Annotated in this window: 2 protein-coding genes (1 of these 2 only partly in view); both read left to right on the top strand. The window is 64.8% G+C overall.

All coding sequences use genetic code 11. The features are described from left to right. Positions 1–2,596: the end of a non-ribosomal peptide synthetase gene (locus L6D63_RS07165; protein WP_131671359.1), read on the top strand. Its footprint begins 10,418 nt before the window's first position; only the last 2,596 of its 13,014 coding nucleotides appear in the window; its start codon lies off the left edge, out of view; the stop codon is at positions 2,594–2,596. Then, positions 2,593–20,415, top strand: a complete 17,823-nt coding sequence (locus tag L6D63_RS07160; protein ID WP_131671360.1) for a non-ribosomal peptide synthase/polyketide synthase — start codon at positions 2,593–2,595, stop codon at positions 20,413–20,415. Before L6D63_RS07165 ends, L6D63_RS07160 begins: the two co-directional genes overlap by 4 nt.

Below are 20,415 nucleotides of genomic sequence, written 5' to 3'. Positions count from 1 at the left end.
GGCGCAGACCCGGTTGGGCGTCAGCGAGCAGGAGCATGAAGCGTTCTTCCGCACGATGCTCGGCGAGATCGATGAGCCGACGCTGCCGTTCGGTCTGCTGGATGTGCACGGTGACGGCCATGACATCGAAGAAGTCCGTCAGCGCGTGCCCGAAGCCTTGGCGCGGCGCCTGCGCAGCCAGGCGCGGCAGCTGGGCGTGAGCGTCGCGAGCCTGTTCCATCTGGCGTATGCCCAGGTCTTGGCGGCAACCTCCGGACATGAGCGCGTGGTGTTCGGCACCGTGCTGCTGGGGCGGATGCAGGGCGGTACCGGCGCTGATCGCGGTCTGGGAATGTTCATCAACACGCTGCCGCTGCGGGTGGATCTGGGCGATGTTTCGGTGCGTGCCGGCGTGCGTGCGACCCATGCGCAACTGACGGCATTGCTCGGCCATGAACATGCGTCACTGGCATTGGCCCAGCGTTGCAGCGGCGTGGCAGCGCCGTCGCCGCTGTTCAGCGCGATGCTCAATTACCGACACAGCGTCAGCGAGGAACAGCAGCAGGCCACGCGTCTGAGCTGGCAGGGCATCGAAAATCTTTCCAGCGAAGAGCGCACCAACTATCCGCTGAGTCTCAATGTCGATGACCTGGGCGAAGGTTTTATCCTCACCGCCATGACCCCTTCGCGCATAGGCGCGGCACGGGTGTGTGGCTTTATGCAGCAGGCGCTGGCGGGACTGCTCGAGGCACTTGAACAGACACCGCAGCAGACCTTGAACCGCCTGCCGGTGCTGGCGGATGCCGAGCGCCAACAGTTGCTGTTCGGCTTGAATGCCACAACGGTCGATTACGATTTGCAGCAGACGATTCATGAGCTGTTCGAAGCGCAAGTGGCGCGTTCGCCACAGGCTCCCGCCGTGGTTGCAGGTGAGCAGCAACTGAGCTACGCCGAACTCAACGCCCGGGCCAATCAACTGGCGCGGCATCTGCGCGGATTGGGCGTAGGGCCGGATGCGCGGGTGGCGATCTGCGTCGAACGCGGTCTGGACATGGTGGTCGGGCTGTTGGCGATTCTCAAGGCCGGCGGCGGGTATGTGCCGCTGGATCCGGCGTATCCGCTGGAGCGTCTGGCCTACATGCTGGAAGACAGCGCGCCGCTGGCGGTGCTGGTACAGGGAACCACGCGGTCGTTGCTTGGCGAAGTCGCTGTGCCGCTGATCGATCTGGATCAACCGCACTGGCAATCGCTGCCAACGGAAAACCTTTCTCTTGCAGAGTTGACCCCGCAGCACACCGCGTACGTGATCTACACCTCCGGCTCCACCGGCCAGCCGAAAGGCGTGATCAACGAGCATCGCGGGGTGGTCAACCGCTTGCTGTGGATGCAGGACGCCTATCAACTGACCGCCAGCGACACGGTGTTGCAGAAAACCCCGTTCAGCTTCGACGTCTCGGTCTGGGAATTCTTCTGGCCGTTGATGACTGGCGCTCGATTGGTCATGGCCCGGCCCGAGGGGCACAAGGATCCGCAGTACCTCAGTGAAGTGATCGAACGCGAACACATCACCACGCTGCACTTCGTGCCGTCGATGCTCGACGTGTTTCTCGCTCACGCTGACACCGCACGTTGCAGCAGTCTGCGTCAGGTGATGTGCAGCGGCGAAGCGTTGCCGGGCAGCGTGGTGCGGCGCTTCAAACAGCAACTGCCGGGCAGCGAACTGCATAACCTTTACGGTCCGACCGAAGCAGCTGTCGACGTGACCGCGTGGAGTTGCGCCGGGCCGCTGGAGCAAACCCCGGACAACACGCCGATCGGCAAACCGATCGCCAACACCCGCATGTACATCCTCGATGCCCAGCAGCAACCGGTGCCGCACGGCGTGGTGGGTGAGCTGTACATCGGCGGCGTGCAAGTGGCGCGCGGTTATCTGAATCGCCCGGAACTGAACGCCGAGCGCTTCCTCAACGATCCGTTCCAAACCAATGGGCGGATGTACCGCACCGGCGACATCGCGCGTTACCTGCCGGACGGCAATATCGAGTACCTCGGTCGCAACGACGATCAGGTGAAGATCCGTGGTTTGCGCATCGAACTCGGCGAGATTCAGGCACGCCTGACCCAGATCGATGGCGTGCAGGAAGCCGCCGTACTGGCTCGCGAAGACGTGCCGGGGGACAAGCGTCTGGTGGCGTATTACACCGGCGCACGGCTGGAAACCGACGTGCTGCGCAGCCATCTGCTGGAAAACCTGCCGGACTACATGGTGCCCGCGCTGTTCGTGCATCTCGATGCACTGCCGCTGAGCCCCAACGGCAAACTCGACCGCAAGGCGCTGCCGGCCCCCGATCAGGCGGCGCTGACCGCTCGTGCATACGAAGCCCCGGTCGGCGAAGTTGAAATCACCCTCGCACGGCTCTGGGCCGAGTTGCTCAACGTCGAGCGGGTGGGGCGCCACGATCATTTCTTTGAACTGGGTGGGCACTCGCTGCTGGCGGTCAGTCTGATCGGCCGGCTGCGTCAGGAAGGCATGGAAGCCGATGTCAGGTCGCTGTTCGAACATCCGACCCTGGCCGGCTACGCCGCAATTACCGAACGAATGGAGATCGTCCTGTGAACGTGATCGAACTGTTGGCCACATTGAAGGCCAAGGATATTCAGCTGGCGGTCGCGGACGACCAATTGCGGGTCAATGGCAACAAGCAGGCCTTGAACGACCCGGCGTTGCTGGCGCTGTTGCGCGAGCACAAACCGGCGCTGATCGAGCTGATCAAGACCGGGCAGTACTCGGCCAGCAAGCACGGGCAGGTCGAGGTGCCGGTCAACGGCATCGTTGCCGGCACCTCGCGCATCACCCCGGCGATGCTGACGCTGGTAGAGCTTGACCAGGCGACCATCGACCACCTCGTCGCACAAGTCCCCGGCGGCGCAGCCAACGTGCAGGACATCTACCCGCTGGCGCCGCTGCAGGAAGGCATCCTGTATCACCACGTCAGTGGCGGTGACGGTGATCCGTATGTCATGCAGTCGCATTTCGCCTTTGCCAGCCGCGAACGTTTTCAGGCGTTCGCGCAAGCGCTGCAAGCGGTGATCGATCGCCATGACATTCTGCGCACCGCTGTGCATTGGGCAGGACTGGACGCGCCGGTGCAGGTGGTCTGGCGTCGGGCCGAACTGCCGGTGGAAGAGGTGACGTTGCCTGATGCAAATGGCGACGTGCTGGCGTATCTGCATGAGCGTTTCGACGCCCGGCACTTCCGCCTCGACGTGACCCAGGCGCCGCTGATGCGTCTGGCCCATGCCTGGGATGAAGCCGGGCAACGGGTGATCGCTACGCTGTTGTTCCATCACATGGCGCTCGACCACTCGGCCCTCGACGTGGTGCGCCACGAAATGCGCGCCTGCCTCACCGGGCAAAGTGAGCTGCTCGGGCGCCCGGTGCCGTTTCGCAACTACGTGGCGCAGGCGCGTCTGGGCGTCAGCGAGGCCGAGCACGAGGCGTTCTTCCGCGAGATGCTCAGCGACATCGACGAACCGACGCTGCCTTACGGCCTGCAGGACGTGCAGGGTGACGGCAGCGAAATCGTCGAACTCAGCGTGCCGGTGCCAACGTTATTGGGCCAGCGTCTGCGGGCGCAGGCGCGGACCCTTGGCGTGAGTGTCGCGAGCCTGTTCCACCTCGGCTGGGCGCAGGTGCTGGCCGCGCTGACCGGCAAGCAGCAGGTGGTGTTCGGCACCGTGCTGATGGGCCGCATGCAGGGCGCCGAGGCGATTGACCGGGCGCTGGGGATTTTCATCAACACCTTGCCGTTGCGGGTAAATGTCGACGGGCAGGATGTGCGCGCGGCCGTCAACGCCACCCACGCACGGCTGACCACGCTGATGCGTCACGAACACGCACCACTGGCCCTGGCTCAGCGCTGCAGTCACGTGGTGGCGCCGACGCCGCTGTTCAGCACACTGCTCAATTATCGCCACAGCCACAACGTCGCCACCGCCAGCGCCGAAACCCTCGCGGCGTGGGACGGCATCTCCACGTTGCACTCCGAAGAGCGCAGCAACTATCCGCTGACGATGAGCGTCGATGACCTCGGTGACGCCTTCAGCCTGACGCTGCTGGCCAGCACCGAGACCGATCCGCAGCGCATCTGCGACTACCTGCTCTGCGCACTGCAGAACCTGCTGCTCGCCCTGGAGCAGGCGCCGCAGACACCGGTCAATCAATTGCCGATCCTGCCGGCGGCAGAGCTTGAACAGGTGTTGCGCGGCTTCAATGCCACTCAAGTGGATTTCCCTGCGCCACAGACCCTCCAGCAACGTTTCGAGGCGCAGGTGGCCGAGCGGCCGGACGCGTTGGCGGCAGTGTTTGCCAACGCGCAACTGACCTACGCCGAACTCAATCAGCAAGCCAACGCCTTGGCGCAGCATCTGATCGGCTTGGGCGTGAAGCCTGACGACCGCGTCGCCATCGTCGCTCGCCGTGGGTTGGACACCCTGGCCGGACTGGTGGCGATCCTCAAGGCCGGCGCCGGTTACGTGCCGATTGACCCGGCGCATCCAGCGGAGCGTTTGAACTACCTGCTCGACGACAGCGCGCCAGTCGCCGTACTGACCCAAAGCCATCTGCGCGAGCGACTGCCGGCGCTGACCGTGCCGGTGCTTGAACTCGACCGCTGCACTTGGCCGCTGACGGTCACGCAAAACCCGCAGGTTCCCGGTCTGAGCACCGCGCACCTGGCCTACGTGATCTATACCTCCGGCTCCACTGGCCTGCCCAAGGGGGTGATGGTCGAGCATCACACCTTGAGCAATCTGGTTGACTGGCACTGCGCGGCGTTCGACCTGTGTGCCGGGCGTCACACCTCAAGCCTCGCCGGGTTCGGCTTCGATGCGATGGCCTGGGAAGTCTGGCCGGCGCTGTGCGCGGGCGCGACCCTGCATCTGGCGCCGACTCACGAGGGCGGCGAAGACATCGATGCCTTGCTCGCGTGGTGGTGCGCGCAGCCGCTGGACGTAAGCTTCCTACCGACCCCGGTGGCCGAATACGCCTTCAGCCAGAACCTCGAACACCCGACCCTGCGCACGCTGCTGATCGGCGGCGACCGCTTGCGTCAGTTCAATCGCCACCAGCATTTCGACGTGGTCAACAACTACGGCCCGACCGAGGCCACGGTGGTCGCCACTTCGGGTCTGGTGCAAAGCGGCGATGCGCTGCACATCGGCAAACCGCTGAGCAATGCCACGGTGTACCTGCTTGACCAACAACAGCGCCCGGTGCCGCTTGGTGTGGCTGGCGAGTTGTACGTTGGCGGTGCCGGGGTCGCCCGCGGCTACCTGAATCGCCCGCAAATGACTGCCGAGCGCTTTCTGCGTGACCCGTTCAGCAGCGCACCCAACGCGCGGATGTACCGCACCGGTGACCTTGCGCGCTGGCGCGAGGACGGCAACCTCGAGTACCTGGGGCGCAACGACGATCAGGTGAAAATTCGCGGCGTACGCATCGAACTGGGCGAGATCGAAACCTGCCTCAACCAGTTGCCGGGGATTCAGGAGGCGGTGCTGCTGGCCCGCGAAGATCAACCCGGCCAGCCGCGACTGGTGGCCTACTTCACCGAACAGGCGCAGGTCGAAGCGCTGCCGGTGGGCGAGTTGCGCGCGCAATTGCTCAGCCGTTTGCCGGAGTACATGGTGCCGACCGCGTTCGTCAAACTCGCCGCGCTGCCGCTGACCGCCAACGGCAAGGTCGACCGCAAGGCCTTGCCGGCGCCGGATCTGGCGGCGCTGTTCACCCGCGAGTACGCAGCGCCCGAAGGTGAGGTGGAAACCGCGCTGGCGCAGATCTGGGCCGACGTGCTGCAGGTCGAGCGGGTCGGGCGTCAGGATCACTTTTTCGAACTCGGCGGGCATTCGTTGCTGGCGATGCGCATGGTTTCGCAAGTGCGCCAGCGCCTGGGTGTCGAGCTGGCGCTGAGCGACCTGTTTGCCAACGCCGAACTGGCGGCGGTCGCCTCAGTGCTGAGCGAGGCCGGACGCTGTGCGCAACCACAGATCGTGCCGGTACCGCGTGACGGCGCGTTGCCGCTGTCGTTCGCCCAGCAACGCCTGTGGTTCCTCGCGCAAATGGAAGGCGCCAACACCGCCTACAACATTCCCGTGGCCTTGCGTCTGCGTGGCCGTCTCGACGACGCGGCGCTGCAACGCGCACTGGCGCGGATCGTCGCCCGCCACGAAACCCTGCGCAGCCGCTTCGCGCAATTCAACGACGAAGCGCAGGTGCTGATCGCCCCGGTGGACACCGGTCTGCTGCTGCGAATCGAAGACCTGCGCCAGCACCCGCAACCCGAGGAAACCCTGCAGGCACTGATTCAGGGCGAAGCCTCCGGGCCGTTCGACTTGCAGGACGATCCGCTGATTCGCGGGCGACTGGTGCGGTTGGCCGACGATCACCATGTACTGTTGCTGACCCTGCACCACATCATCTCTGACGGTTGGTCGATGGGGGTTTTGACCCGGGAGCTGATGGCGCTGTATCAGGCGTTCAGTCATGGCCAGCCGGATCCGTTGCCGCCGCTGGCGCTGCAATACACCGACTACGCGGTGTGGCAGCGGCGCTGGCTCAGCGGCGAGGTGCTGCAACGCCAGAGCGAGTACTGGCAACAGACCCTGGCCGGCGCCCCGGCGCTGTTGATGCTGCCGACCGATCGGCCGCGCCCGGCGCAGCAGGACTATGCCGGCAGCAGCGTTGCGGTGGTGCTCGACGAGCGTCTGAGCGCGGGGCTCAAGGCTTTGGGCCAGCGCCATGGCGTGACCCTGTACATGACGCTGATGAGTGCCTGGGCGATGCTGCTCAGCCGCTTGTCCGGGCAGGCTGAAGTGGTGATCGGTTCACCAGTGGCCAACCGCACCCGCGCCGAGATCGAAGGCCTGATCGGCATGTTCGTCAACACCCTGGCGCTGCGCATCGACACCTCGGGCGAGCTGAGCGTCGAAGCACTGCTGGCGCGGGTCAAGGCGCAAACCCTGCAAGCGCAGGCGCATCAGGATCTGCCGTTCGAGCAAGTGGTGGAAATCACCCGGCCCGTGCGCAGTCTGGCGCACAGCCCGTTGTTCCAGACCTTGCTCAGTTGGGATGGCCTCGAAAGCCCGGCGCTGGCCCTCGGCGAACTGACGCTGGAAGGCGTGGCCGAGCCGAGCCACTTCGCCAAGTTCGACCTGTCACTGAGCCTCAGTGAGTCCAACGGCATCATTCGCGGATCGCTGGAATACGCCACGGCATTGTTTGACCAGAGCACGGTCGAGCGCTTCGTCGGTTATTTCCAGCGCCTGTTGCAGGCGATGGTCGGCAACGATCAGGCGCTGCTGGAAAGGGCGCCGCTGCTGGCGGAGGAGGAACAGCAGCGTTTGTTGGTCGAGTTCAATGCCACGGCGGTCGATTACGACCTTGAGCAGACCATTCACGGCTTGTTCGAGGCGCAAGTGGCGCGCTCGCCGCAGGCAACGGCGATGGTTGCTGATGAACAACCACTGACGTATGCCGCACTCAATGCCCGGGCCAATCAACTGGCGCGGCACCTGCGTGAATTGGGCGTAGGCCCGGATGCGCGGGTGGCGATCTGCGTCGAACGCGGTCTGGACATGGTGGTCGGGCTGTTGGCGATCCTCAAGGCCGGCGGCGGTTACGTGCCGCTGGACCCGGCGTATCCGCTGGAGCGTCTGGCCTACATGCTGGAAGACAGTGCGCCGCTGGCGGTGCTTGTGCAGGGAACCACGCGTTCGTTGCTTGGCGAAGTCGCTGTGCCGGTGATCGATCTGGATCAGCCGCACTGGCATTCGCTGCCGACGGACAATCTTTTGGTAACCGAACTGACCCCGCAGCACACCGCGTACGTGATCTACACCTCCGGCTCTACTGGCCAGCCGAAAGGCGTGATCAACGAGCATCGCGGGGTGGTCAACCGCTTGCTGTGGATGCAGGACGCCTATCAAGTGACCGCCAGCGACACGGTGTTGCAAAAGACCCCGTTCAGCTTCGACGTCTCGGTGTGGGAGTTCTTCTGGCCGCTGATGACCGGCGCCCGATTGGTCATGGCCCGACCTGAAGGGCACAAGGATCCGCTGTATCTCAGCGACATCATCGAGCGCGAACACATCACCACGCTGCACTTCGTGCCGTCGATGCTCGATGTATTCCTCGCTCATGCTGATACCGCACGTTGCAGCAGTCTGCGTCAGGTGATGTGCAGCGGCGAAGCGTTGCCGGGCAGCGTGGTACGGCGTTTCAAACAGCAACTGCCGGGCAGCCAATTGCACAACCTCTACGGCCCGACCGAAGCGGCAGTGGACGTGACCGCGTGGAACTGCGCCGGGCCGCTGGAACAAACGCCAGACAACACACCCATCGGCAAACCGATTGCCAATACCCGCATGTACATCCTCGATGCCCAGCAGCAACCGGTGCCGCACGGCGTGGTCGGTGAGCTGTACATCGGTGGCGTACAGGTGGCGCGCGGTTATCTGAATCGCCCGGAACTGAACGCCGAACGCTTCCTCAACGACCCGTTCCAGAGTAATGGGCGGATGTACCGCACCGGCGACATCGCCCGTTATCTGGCGGACGGCAATATCGAGTACCTCGGTCGCAACGACGATCAGGTGAAGATCCGTGGTTTGCGCATCGAGCTCGGCGAGATTCAGGCGCGTTTGACCCAGATCGACGGCATTCAGGAAGCCGCCGTATTGGCCCGTGAGGACGTGCCGGGCGAGAAACGTCTGGTCGCGTACTACACCGGGGCACCGCTGGAAATCGAAACACTGCGCAGCCATCTGCTGGAAAACCTGCCGGACTACATGGTGCCTGTCGTATTCGTGCATCTTGATACATTGCCGCTGAGCCCCAACGGCAAACTCGACCGCAAGGCAATGCCGGCGCCGGATCTGGCGGCGCTGACCACCCGTGAATATGAAGCGCCGGTCGGCGAAGTGGAAATCGCCCTCGCGCAGCTTTGGGCTGAACTGCTCAAGGTTGAGCGGGTAGGGCGCCACGACCATTTCTTCGAACTGGGTGGCCACTCTCTGTTGGCGGTAAATCTGGTGGCGCGCATGCGTCGCGCCGGTCTGACGGCCGACATCCGCGTGCTGTTCAACCAGCCGACCCTCGCCGCACTGGCCGCTGCGGTGGGCGGTGAACCGGAGGCCGAAGTCGCGGCCAACCTCATCACCACGGACTGCACTCGCATCACTCCCGAGCTGCTGCCACTGGTGGCGCTCGACCAGCCGAGCATTGACCGCATCGTCGCCAGCATCCCCGGCGGCGTGGCCAATGTGCAGGACATTTACCCGCTGGCGCCGTTGCAGACCGGCATCCTCTTTCATCACTTGTCCGCCGCCCAGGGCGATCCGTATGTGTTGCAGGCGCAGTTTGCCTTTGCCGACGAGCAGCGCCTGAACAGCTTCACCCAAGCCTTGCAGAAGGTGATCCAGCGTCACGACATCCTGCGCACCTCGCTGTTCTGGGACGGCCTGCAAGACCCGGTGCAAGTGGTCTGGCGTGAGGCGCCGCTGGCGTGCGAAGCGCTGGAACTGAATGGCGCGGACGGCGATGTACTCGAGCAATTGCGCCGGCGTTTCGACGCTGCGCAGTACCGCATGGCCGTCAATCAGGCGCCGCTGATGCGCGTGGTGCACGCCTGGGATTCAGCCAATCAGCGGGTGGTGGCGTTGTTGCTGTTCCATCACCTGGTCATGGACCACGTGGCGCTGGAGGTGCTGCAACACGAGATGCAGGCGTTCCTGATCGGTCAGCCGCAGCGTCTGGCTGAGCCGGTGCCGTATCGCATTTACGTGGCGCACACCCTGTCGGGGCTGAGCGACCAGCAGCACGAAGCGTTCTTCCGCGAGATGCTCGGCGACGTCGACGAACCCACCTTGCCTTACGGGCAGAACCCGGCGCAGGAAGGGCTGGCCACGCAGGCCCGGTTGAGCCTCGACGCCACGCTGAGCCGCAACCTGCGCAGTCAGGCGCGGCGCCTGGGTGTCAGCGCTGCAAGTCTGATGCACCTGGCATGGGCGCAGGTACTGGAGCAATTGTCCGGTCGTGACGATGTGGTGTTCGGTACGGTATTGCTCGGTCGCTTGCAGGGCGGCGAGGGCGCCGAACGGGCGCTCGGGGTGTTCATCAATACCTTGCCGCTGCGCATTGATCTGCGCGCGCACAGCGTCAAGGGCGCAGCACTGGCGACGCATCAATTACTCAGCCAGTTGCTGCAGCACGAACACGCACAACTGGCGCGCATCCAGCATTGCAGCGCCATGGCGCCGAGCACGCCGCTGTTCAGCACGTTGTTCAATTACCGTCATGGTGCCTCGGCAGGTGGCGGTTCTGCCGAGGCCCGGGCGGCCTGGCAGGGCATGCAATTGCTTGAGGCCGAGGAGCACAGCAACTACCGCCTGACCCTCAGCGTCGACGACCTCGGCGAAGGCTTCAGCCTGACCGCACTGGCGGGCGCCGGCATCGACGCGCGGCGCACTTGCGCTTATTTGCAATGCGCCTTGCACGCGCTGGTGGAGGCGCTGGAGCACTCGCCGCATCAAGGCTTTGAACGGCTGTCGATCTTGCCGGGCGCCGAGCGCGAGCAGGTGTTGCACACCTTCAACGCGACCCGCGCCGATTACCCGCAGGGGCTGACGATCGCCCAGCGTTTCGAGCAGCAAGCCATTGAACGGCCGCAGGCGCTGGCAGCGGTGTTTGCCGGTGCCTCGCTGAGCTATGCCGAGTTGAACCGCCAGGCCAACATGCTGGCGCATCATCTGATTGCATCGGGTGTACAGCCTGACGACCGCGTGGCCATCGTCGCCCGGCGCGGTCTCGATACGCTGGTCGGGCTGGTGGCGATTCTCAAGGCCGGCGCCGGTTATGTGCCGGTGGATCCGGCGCACCCGGTGGAGCGCCTGAGCTATCTGCTGCAAGACAGTGCGCCCGTCGCGGTGCTGAGCCAAAGCGCTCTGCGTGAACGCCTGCCGGCATTGTCGGTGCCGCTGATCGACCTTGATCTGCGCCAATGGCCAAACGAGCCCATCGACAACCCGTCGCTGCCGGCCCTGACCCCGCAGCACCTGGCCTATGTGATCTACACCTCCGGCTCCACTGGCCTGCCGAAGGGCGTGATGGTCGAGCATCAGACCTTGAGCAACCTGGTGGACTGGCACTGCGCGGCCTTCGATCTGCACGCTGGCAGCCATACTTCAAGCCTGGCCGGGTTCGGTTTCGACGCCATGGCCTGGGAAGTCTGGCCGGCCTTGTGCGTTGGCGCGACCGTGCATCTGGCGCCAAACCATGACGGCAACGAAGACATCGACGCGCTGCTGACCTGGTGGCGTGCGCAGCCGCTGGACGTGAGCTTCCTGCCGACCCCGGTGGCCGAATACGCCTTCAGTCAGGAGCCGGCGCATCCGACCCTGAAAACCCTGTTGATCGGCGGCGATCGTCTGCGCCAGTTCAACCGCAACCAGCCGTTCCGGGTGATCAATAACTATGGCCCGACCGAGGCCACGGTGGTGGCGACCTCCGGCCTGATCGAGGCGGGCGACGTCTTGCACATTGGTAAACCGGTGAGCAATGCCACGGTGTATCTGCTCGACGCGCAACAACGCCCGGTGCCGCTGGGCGTGATGGGCGAGTTGTATGTCGGCGGTGCCGGCGTGGCCCGGGGTTACCTGAACCGTCCGCAGATGACCGCCGAACGCTTTCTGCGCGATCCGTTCAGCAGCGTGCCAAATGCACGTCTGTACCGCACCGGCGACCTGGCGCGCTGGCGCGAGGACGGCACGCTTGAATACCTCGGGCGCAACGACGATCAGGTGAAAATCCGTGGCGTGCGTATCGAGTTGGGTGAGATCGAAACCCGCCTCAATCAGCTCGACGGCGTTCAAGACGCGGTGCTGCTGGCCCGAGAGGATGAACCCGGCCAGCCACGTCTGGTGGCGTATTTCACCGAACAGGGCGACGCGCTTAGCATTGGCGATCTGCGCGCCCGGCTGTTGGCGCAACTGCCGGAATACATGGTGCCGGCGGCGTTCGTCAGGCTCGACGGATTGCCACTGACCGCCAACGGCAAGGTCGACCGCAAGGCGCTGCCGAAACCGCAGCTGTCCGCGCTGTTCACCCGCGAATACGTGGCGCCGCAAGGTGAGCTGGAAACCGCTCTGGCGCAGATCTGGGCCGAGGTGCTGCAGGTCGAGCGGGTTGGCCGCCATGATCACTTCTTCGAACTTGGCGGGCATTCACTGCTGGCCATGCGCATGGTCGCGCAGGTGCGTCAGCAACTGGGGCTGGAGCTGGTGCTGGCCGATCTGTTCGCCAACCCTGAACTGGCGGCGGTCGCCGAGTGCCTGTGCGTCGCGCAGGTCAGTAGCCAACCGCCGATCGTAGCGGTGCCGCGTGACGGCACGCTGTCCTTCGCCCAGCAGCGCCTGTGGTTTCTCGCGCAAATGGACGGCGGCAATTCGGCGTACAACATTCCGCTTGGCCTGCGCCTGCACGGGCGGCTTGATGTTGAAGCCTTGCAGCGCGCGCTGACGCAGATCGTTGCGCGCCACGACACCCTGCGCAGCCGTTTCGTCAGCGTCGACGATCAGGCTCAGGTGACGATTGCACCGGTCGACAGCGGCCTGCTGCTGCAGGTGGAAGATCTGCGCCAGGATCCACAGGCCGAAGCCACGGTGCAGGCACTGCTCGCGCAGGAAGCCGCGACGGCCTTCGATCTGCAGCACGATCCGCTGATTCGCGGACGCCTGATACGTCTGGCCGACAAGCAGCATGTGCTGTTGCTGACCATGCATCACATCGTCGCCGATGGCTGGTCGATGGGCGTGCTGATCCGTGAGCTGATGGCGCTGTATCAGGCCTTCAGTCACGGGCAACCGGATCCATTGCCGCCACTGGCGCTGCAATACGGCGACTATGCGGTATGGCAGCGGCGCTGGCTCAGCGGTGACGTGCTGCAGCGGCAAAGCGATTACTGGCAGCAGGCCCTCGACGGCGCGCCGGCGTTGCTGACCCTGCCTACTGACCGTCCGCGTCCGCCACAGCAGGACTTCGCCGGCAGCAGCGTCGAAGTACGGCTCGACGAGCGTCTGAGTGCCGGGCTCAAAGCCTTGAGTCAACGGCACGGCGTGACCCTGTTCATGACCCTGATGAGTGCCTGGTCGCTACTGTTGAGTCGTTTGTCCGGGCAGTCCGACGTGGTGATCGGCTCGCCGGTGGCCAACCGCACCCGGGCCGAGATCGAAGGCCTGATCGGCATGTTCGTCAACACCCTGGCCCTGCGTATCGACACTTCGGGCGAGCCGAGCGTTGCTGCGCTGCTGGCACGGGTCAAGGCGCGCACGCTGGAGGCGCAGGCGCATCAGGATCTGCCGTTCGAGCAAGTGGTGGACATCGCCCGGCCGGCGCGCAGTCTGGCGCACAGCCCGCTGTTCCAGACCACGCTGAGTTGGGACAGCAGCGTCGGCCCGCACCTGGCGCTGGGCGATCTGAGTCTTGAAGCTGTGGCTGCGCCGGGCCGGGTAGCCAAGTTCGACCTGACCCTGACCCTGGGTGAGGTCAACGGGGTGATTCGCGGTTCGCTGGAATACGCCACGGCGTTGTTCGATCAAGCGACCGTCGAGCGTTATGTCGGTTACTTGCAGCGCCTGCTGGCGGCGATGGTCAACGATGAGCAGACAGTGCTGGAGCGGGTGCCGTTACTCGCCGAGTCTGAGCGGCAGCGCTTGCTCTGCGACTTCAACGCCACCGCACGCGAATACCCGCAGGCCCTGACCGTGCACGGGATTTTCCAGCAGCAGGCAGCGGCGCATCCCAAGGCGGTGGCGGCGGTGCACGGCGAGCATTCGCTGAGCTACTTCGAGCTGAACGCCCAGGCCAACCGTCTGGCGCATCATTTGATCAGCCAAGGCGTACAGCCGGGCGATCACGTGGCGATCCTGCTGCCGCGTTCGCTGGAACTGCTGGTGGCGCAACTGGCGATTGCCAAGTGCGCGGCGGCCTATGTGCCGCTGGATATCAATGCCCCGAGCGAGCGGCAGGCGTTCATGGTCGAGGACTGTCAGGCAGCGGCGTTGCTGACCCTCAGCCGTGAAGTCATCGACTACGCTGCGCCACGCATCGACCTCGACCGCTTGACCCTCAGCGGCCAACCGACGCATAACCCGAATCTGGCGCAGTCCTCGGAGTCGCTGGCGTACATCATGTACACCTCCGGCTCCACCGGCACGCCGAAAGGCGTGATGGTGCCGCACCGCGCCATCGGCCGCCTGGTGCTGAACAACGGTTACGCCGATTTCAATGCGCAGGATCGCGTGGTGTTCGCCTCCAACCCGGCCTTCGACGCCAGCACCATGGACATCTGGGGGCCATTGCTCAACGGTGGGCGCGTGGTGGTGATTGATCACCAGACCTTGCTTGATCCGAACGCCTTTGGCCGCGCGTTGAGCGCAACCGGGGCGACGGTGCTGTTCGTCACCACTGCGCTGTTCAACCAGTACGTGCAACTGATTCCGCAGGCGCTCAAAGGCCTGCGCATTCTGTTGTGTGGTGGTGAGCGTGGCGATCCGGCGGCGTTCCGTCGACTGCTGGCCGAGGCGCCGGCGCTGCGTATCGTGCATTGCTACGGCCCGACCGAAACCACCACTTACGCGACGACGTTTGGAGTGCGTGAAGTGGCGGAAAACGCCGAGAGCGTGCCGATTGGCGGGCCGATCTCCAACACCCAGGTGTACGTGCTCGACGCGCACCAGCAACCGGTGCCGATGGGCGTGACTGGCGAGTTGTACATCGGCGGGCAGGGCGTGGCGCTGGGTTACCTGAATCGCCCGGATCTGACCGCCGAAAAGTTTCTGCGTGATCCGTTCAGCGAGCAGCCGGGCGCGTTGCTGTATCGCACCGGCGACCTCGCACGCTGGCTGGCCCCGGGGCAGCTCGATTGCATCGGGCGCAATGACGATCAAGTGAAGATCCGTGGTTTCCGCATCGAGCTTGGGGAAATCGAAAACCGCCTGCTCAACTGCCAAGGGATCAAGGAAGCCGTGGTGCTCGCGCGCCGCGATGGCCAGGACATCACCCGTCTGGTGGCGTACTACACCGCGCACGCCGGCCGCCTGGACAGCGCGGATCTGCACGCGCAGTTGCTGGCGCGACTGCCGGAATACATGGTGCCGAGCGCGTGGGTGCAATTGGAGGTCCTGCCGTTGAACAACAACGGCAAGGTCGACCGCAAGGCGCTGCCGGCGCCGACGCAGGCAGCGATGCTCAGCCGGGTGTATGTCGCGCCGATCTCGGCGCTGGAACACCATCTGGCACGGATCTGGGCTGGCTTGCTGCGGGTTGAACAGGTCGGTCGTCACGACAACTTCTTCGAACTGGGCGGGCATTCGTTGCTGGCGATGCGCATGCTGTCGCAGGTGCGCCAGCAGTTGGGCGTCGAGCTGACCCTCGCCGAGCTGTTCGCCAACCCCGAGCTGGCCGCTGTCGCCGAGGTGCTGAGCCGGGCAGGGCGCAGCACCTTGCCGGAGATTTTGCCGGCACCGCGTGATCAGCGATTGCCGCTGTCCTTCGCCCAGCAACGCCTGTGGTTCCTGGCGCAGATGGACGGCGGCCACAGCGCCTACAACATCCCGGTCGGTCTGCGCCTGCGCGGTCGACTGGATGAAGACGCACTGCAACGGGCACTGGCACGCATCGTTGCGCGTCACGAAACCCTGCGCAGCCGCTTCAGCCAGATCGACGATCAGCCGCAGGTGCTGATCCTGCCGGCCGAGAGCGGTCTGTTGCTGGCGGTAGAAGACCTGCGCCAGCACCCACAGGATGAGAATGCCTTGCGCGGTCTGATTGAGGAGCAGGCCTGCGCCTCCTTCAATCTGCAGCACGATGCGCTGCTGCGCGGACGTCTGGTGCGTCTGGCGGATGATCATCATGTGCTGTTGCTGACGCTGCACCACATCATCGCCGATGGCTGGTCGATGGGCGTACTGACCCGTGAGCTGGCGGCGTTGTATCAGGCGTTCAGCCGTGGCGAAGACGATCCGCTGCCGCCGCTGGCGCTGCAATACACCGACTATGCGGTGTGGCAACGGCGCTGGCTCAGTGGCGAGGTGCTGCAGCGCCAGAGCGATTACTGGCAGCAGACCCTGGCTGGTGCGCCGGCCTTGCTGAGCCTGCCCACTGACCGTCCGCGTCCGCCGCAGCAGGACTATGCCGGCAGCCGCGTCGACATACTGCTCGATCAACACTTGAGCACCGGTTTGAAAGCCTTGTGTCAGCGTCGTGCGGTGACGCCGTACATGGTGATCATGAGCGCCTGGGCGATGCTGCTCAGCCGTTTGTCCGGGCAGAGCGACGTGGTGATCGGCTCGCCGGTAGCCAACCGCACCCGCGCGGAGATCGAAGGCCTGATCGGCATGTTCGTCAACACCCTGGCGATGCGCATCGACACCTCGGGCGAGCCGAGCGGCGAGGCGCTGTTGGCGCGGGTCAAGGCGCAAACCCTGGCGGCTCAGGCGCATCAGGATCTGCCGTTCGAGCAAGTGGTGGACATCAGCAAACCGGTCCGCAGTCTGTCGCACAGCGCGTTGTTCCAGACCATGCTCAGTTGGGACAACAACGACGATCCGAGCCTGACCCTCGGCGACCTGACCCTGGAAGGCGTGGCCGGCGACAGCCATTTTGTGAAATTCGACCTGTCGCTGAGCCTTGGCGATTCCCACGACGGCATTCGCGGTTCGTTGCGCTATGCCACGGCGCTGTTCGATGAGTCGACGGTGCAGCGTTTCGTCGGCTACTTCCAGCGGCTGCTGGCGGCGCTGGTCAACGATGATCAGGCCGTGCTCGCGCAAGTGCCGTTGCTGGCGCCGCAGGAGCAGAAGCGTTTGCTGGTCGACTTCAATGCCAGCGCCGTTGATTGCCCGCTGGAGCAGCCGCTGCATGGCTTGTTCGAAGCCCAAGTGCGGCGCAAACCGGACGCTGTCGCGCTGCAGTCCGCGCAAGGAACCCTGACCTACCGCGAGCTCAATCAGCGTGCTAACCGTTTGGCCCAGCATCTGCGCGAACTCGGTGTGCAGCCGGATGCGCGGGTGGCGATCTGCGTCGAGCGCGGGCTGGATCTGATCGTTGGTTTGCTCGGCATCCTCAAGGCCGGTGGTGCCTATGTGCCGCTGGACCCGAGTTACCCGGCGGAACGTCTGGCGTACATGCTCAAGGACAGCGCGCCGACCGCGGTGCTGGTGCAGACCGCTACTCGCGGGTTGTTCGATGAAGCGGCCGCCACGGTGATCGACCTTGACCGCAGTACCTGGCAGCACCTGCCGGATCACGATTCGCCAGTACCGGGCCTCAGTGCTTCGAATCTTGCGTACATGATCTACACCTCGGGTTCTACCGGGCTGCCGAAGGGCGTGATGATCGAGCACCGCAGCGCCTGCAACATGGTGCATTGGGGTTCGCAGCTCAGTCCGCCGACCGAGCACGGCGCGCTGCTGCAAAAGGCGCCGTTCAGTTTCGACAGTTCGGTGTGGGAGATTTTCTGGCCGCTGTGTTCGGGGATGCGTCTGGTATTGGCGCGACCGGATGGCAACCGCGATTCGGCCTATGTGGTGCAGACCATTCGCGAGCAGCAGGTGACGGTGGTCAAGTTCGTCCCTGCGTTGCTGCAGCAGTTCATCGAACAGGACGATGTCGAGCAATGCACCAGCCTGACCGATGTGCTCAACGGTGGCGGCGAACTCAGCGCAGCGCTGGCGCGGCAGGTGCGTGATCGCCTGCCGTGGGTGCGTCTGCACAACGTTTATGGCCCGACCGAAACCACCGTGGACAGTACGGGCTGGACGCTGGAACCGGACATGCCGGTGCCGGAAAACGTGGTGCCGATCGGTACAGCCTTGAGCAACACCCGTTTGTACGTGCTCGATGCCTACGGTCAACCGGTACCACAAGGCGTCAGTGGCGAGTTGCACATCGGCGGCGTTGGCGTGGCGCGCGGTTATCACCGACTGCCGGAGATGCAGGCCGAGCGTTTCATCGACAGCCCGTTTGTGCCGGGGGATCGCCTGTACCGCACGGGAGATCTGGCGCGCTACAACAATCACGGCGAGCTGGAGTTTCTCGGCCGCAACGACTTCCAGATCAAGCTGCGGGGTTTGCGTCTGGAACCGGGAGAAATCGAGGCGCGGTTGATCGAGCATCCGGCAATTCGCGAGGCGGTGGTGATGGTGCGTGATGAGCGTCTGGTGGCCTGGTACACCGTGCACTCGGGCGTAGAAGCACCCAGTCTGGAGGCTTTGCGGGCGCATGTGCTGGAGCGTTTGCCCGAGTACATGGTGCCCGGTGCGTTCGTATTGCTCGACGCGTTGCCGCTGACACCGAACGACAAGATCGATCGCAAAGCCTTGCCGGAACCGGGGGCAGATGCGGTGATCAACCGCCCATACGTGGCACCCCAGGGTGAAGTCGAAACCGCGCTGGCGCGGATCTGGGGCGAGGTGCTTGGCGTCGAACAGGTCGGACGGCACGACAACTTCTTTGAACTGGGTGGGCATTCGTTGCTGGCGGTGAAACTGGTCAATCTGCTGCAACGGGCCGGGCTGCCACTGTCGCTGGCCGAGCTGTTCCAGCACCCGAGCATCGAGTCTGCCGCCGCGCTGCTCAATCAGGGCGAGGCACTCAGTCAGCCTGACGGGCTGGTCGTGGTGCGCGCCGGGGAACACGGTACGCCGCTGTTCCTGATGCATGAGTTCAGCGGCCGCGACGTGTATTTCCCGACGCTGGCCCAGCACATCGGTGGCGAGTTCCCGATTTACGGCCTGCCCGGTGTGCCGCTGGGGCAAGCGCCATTGCGCACGCTGGAGTGCATGGCGCAGCGCATGGTCGGCATCATCCGTGCGGTGCAGCCACATGGGCCGTATCGTCTGGCGGGCTGGTCGTTCGGTGGGGTGCTGGCGCATGAGGTCGCCCAGCAATTGCTTGGCCTCGATGAACCGGTGGAGTTTATCGGCATGCTCGACAGCTATGCGCCAAATCCACTCGCTCAGGATAAAACGCTGTGGAGCGGCGAGGGCCTGGACAAGCGCCAGTTGCTCGGCCATTGCCGTGGCCGTTCGCTGATGCTCGGTGCTGAAAGCGAGGCAGCGCTGGCAACGGTGCAAACGCTGGAAGCGCAAGTCGAACAACTGGATTTCCCCGAGCTGTTCAAGCGCTGTCAGGCGCAGCAACTGACCGATCCGGAACTGGCGACGGTCAGCGCGGCGGACGCCTGGCATTACTTTGATCGCGAAGCCGCGCATCGCCTGGCGCTGGCGCATTACCGGGTCAGCCCGGCGAGCCAGCCGATCCACTTGTTCCGTGCTCAGGAGCGGATGGACGGCCAGTCATTGCCGAGCCCGACGCGCGGCTGGGAAGAGCGCTTCGACACTCGCTTGCTGCGCTGCATCGACATCCCCGGCGATCACCGGACCATGATGAAGCATCCGCACATTCAGGCACTCGGTCAGGCCATTACCGAAGTGCTGGAAACCCTGGTGACGCCGCAGCCGACGCCGTATCAACCGCTGCTGACGATTCAGACCGGGCACGCCGGGCATGCGCCGATTTTCTGCGTGCCGGGGGCGGGTGACAGTGTCACCGGGTTCATTCACCTGACCGAGGCTATTGGCCCGGAGTGGCCGATCATCGGCCTGCAACCCCGCGGGCTGGACGGCGTCAGTGTGCCGCACAGCGCAGTGGAAGCGGCTGCGGCGTTCTACCTGCAGGCCATCGAGCAGATCCACCCGCAAGGGCCGCTGCACCTGATCGGGCACTCGTTCGGCGGCTGGGTCGCGCATGCCATGGCGGCGCAGTTGCAGGCGGCCGGGCGCGAGGTGGCGTCGTTGACCTTGATCGACAGCGAGGCGCCGGGCGCTGACGGCACGGCGGGCAAGCCGTACACCGCGACTGCGGTGCTGCAACGGCTGATCGACACCTTGCAGTTGTCCTGTGGCAAGTCGCTGGGCATCGATCCGGCGACCTTCGCCAACGCCGATGACAGCACACAACTGCGCCTGCTGCATGAAGGCATGGTGCGCGCCGGGGTGTTGTCGGAGCGCGCGGCGCCGGACGCGATGCACGGCCCGGTCCGCACGTTCGCCAGCGCCTTGCGCACGGTCTATCAGCCGCGTCTGGCCTACAGCGGGCCGGTGCGGCTGGTGCTGGTCGATGACCTGACGCTGGACGAGTGGGGCAATCAGCGCGAACAGGCGGCGATGCTCGAAGGCTGGCAGCGGCAGGTCAGTGATCTGGCAGTGTGGTACGGGCCGGGCAACCACTTCACGATTCTCAAGGCGCCCAACGTCTTCAGTTTCGCCGCGTGGTGGCATGACGGTCTGGCGCTGGCGGTCGGCGAAGCGCTGTCCTGA

Origin of the sequence: Pseudomonas parakoreensis, from assembly GCF_021602155.1 — a bacterium.
GTDB classification, from domain to species: domain Bacteria; phylum Pseudomonadota; class Gammaproteobacteria; order Pseudomonadales; family Pseudomonadaceae; genus Aquipseudomonas; species Aquipseudomonas parakoreensis.
This window is presented reverse-complemented; position numbering and strand designations above follow the sequence as displayed.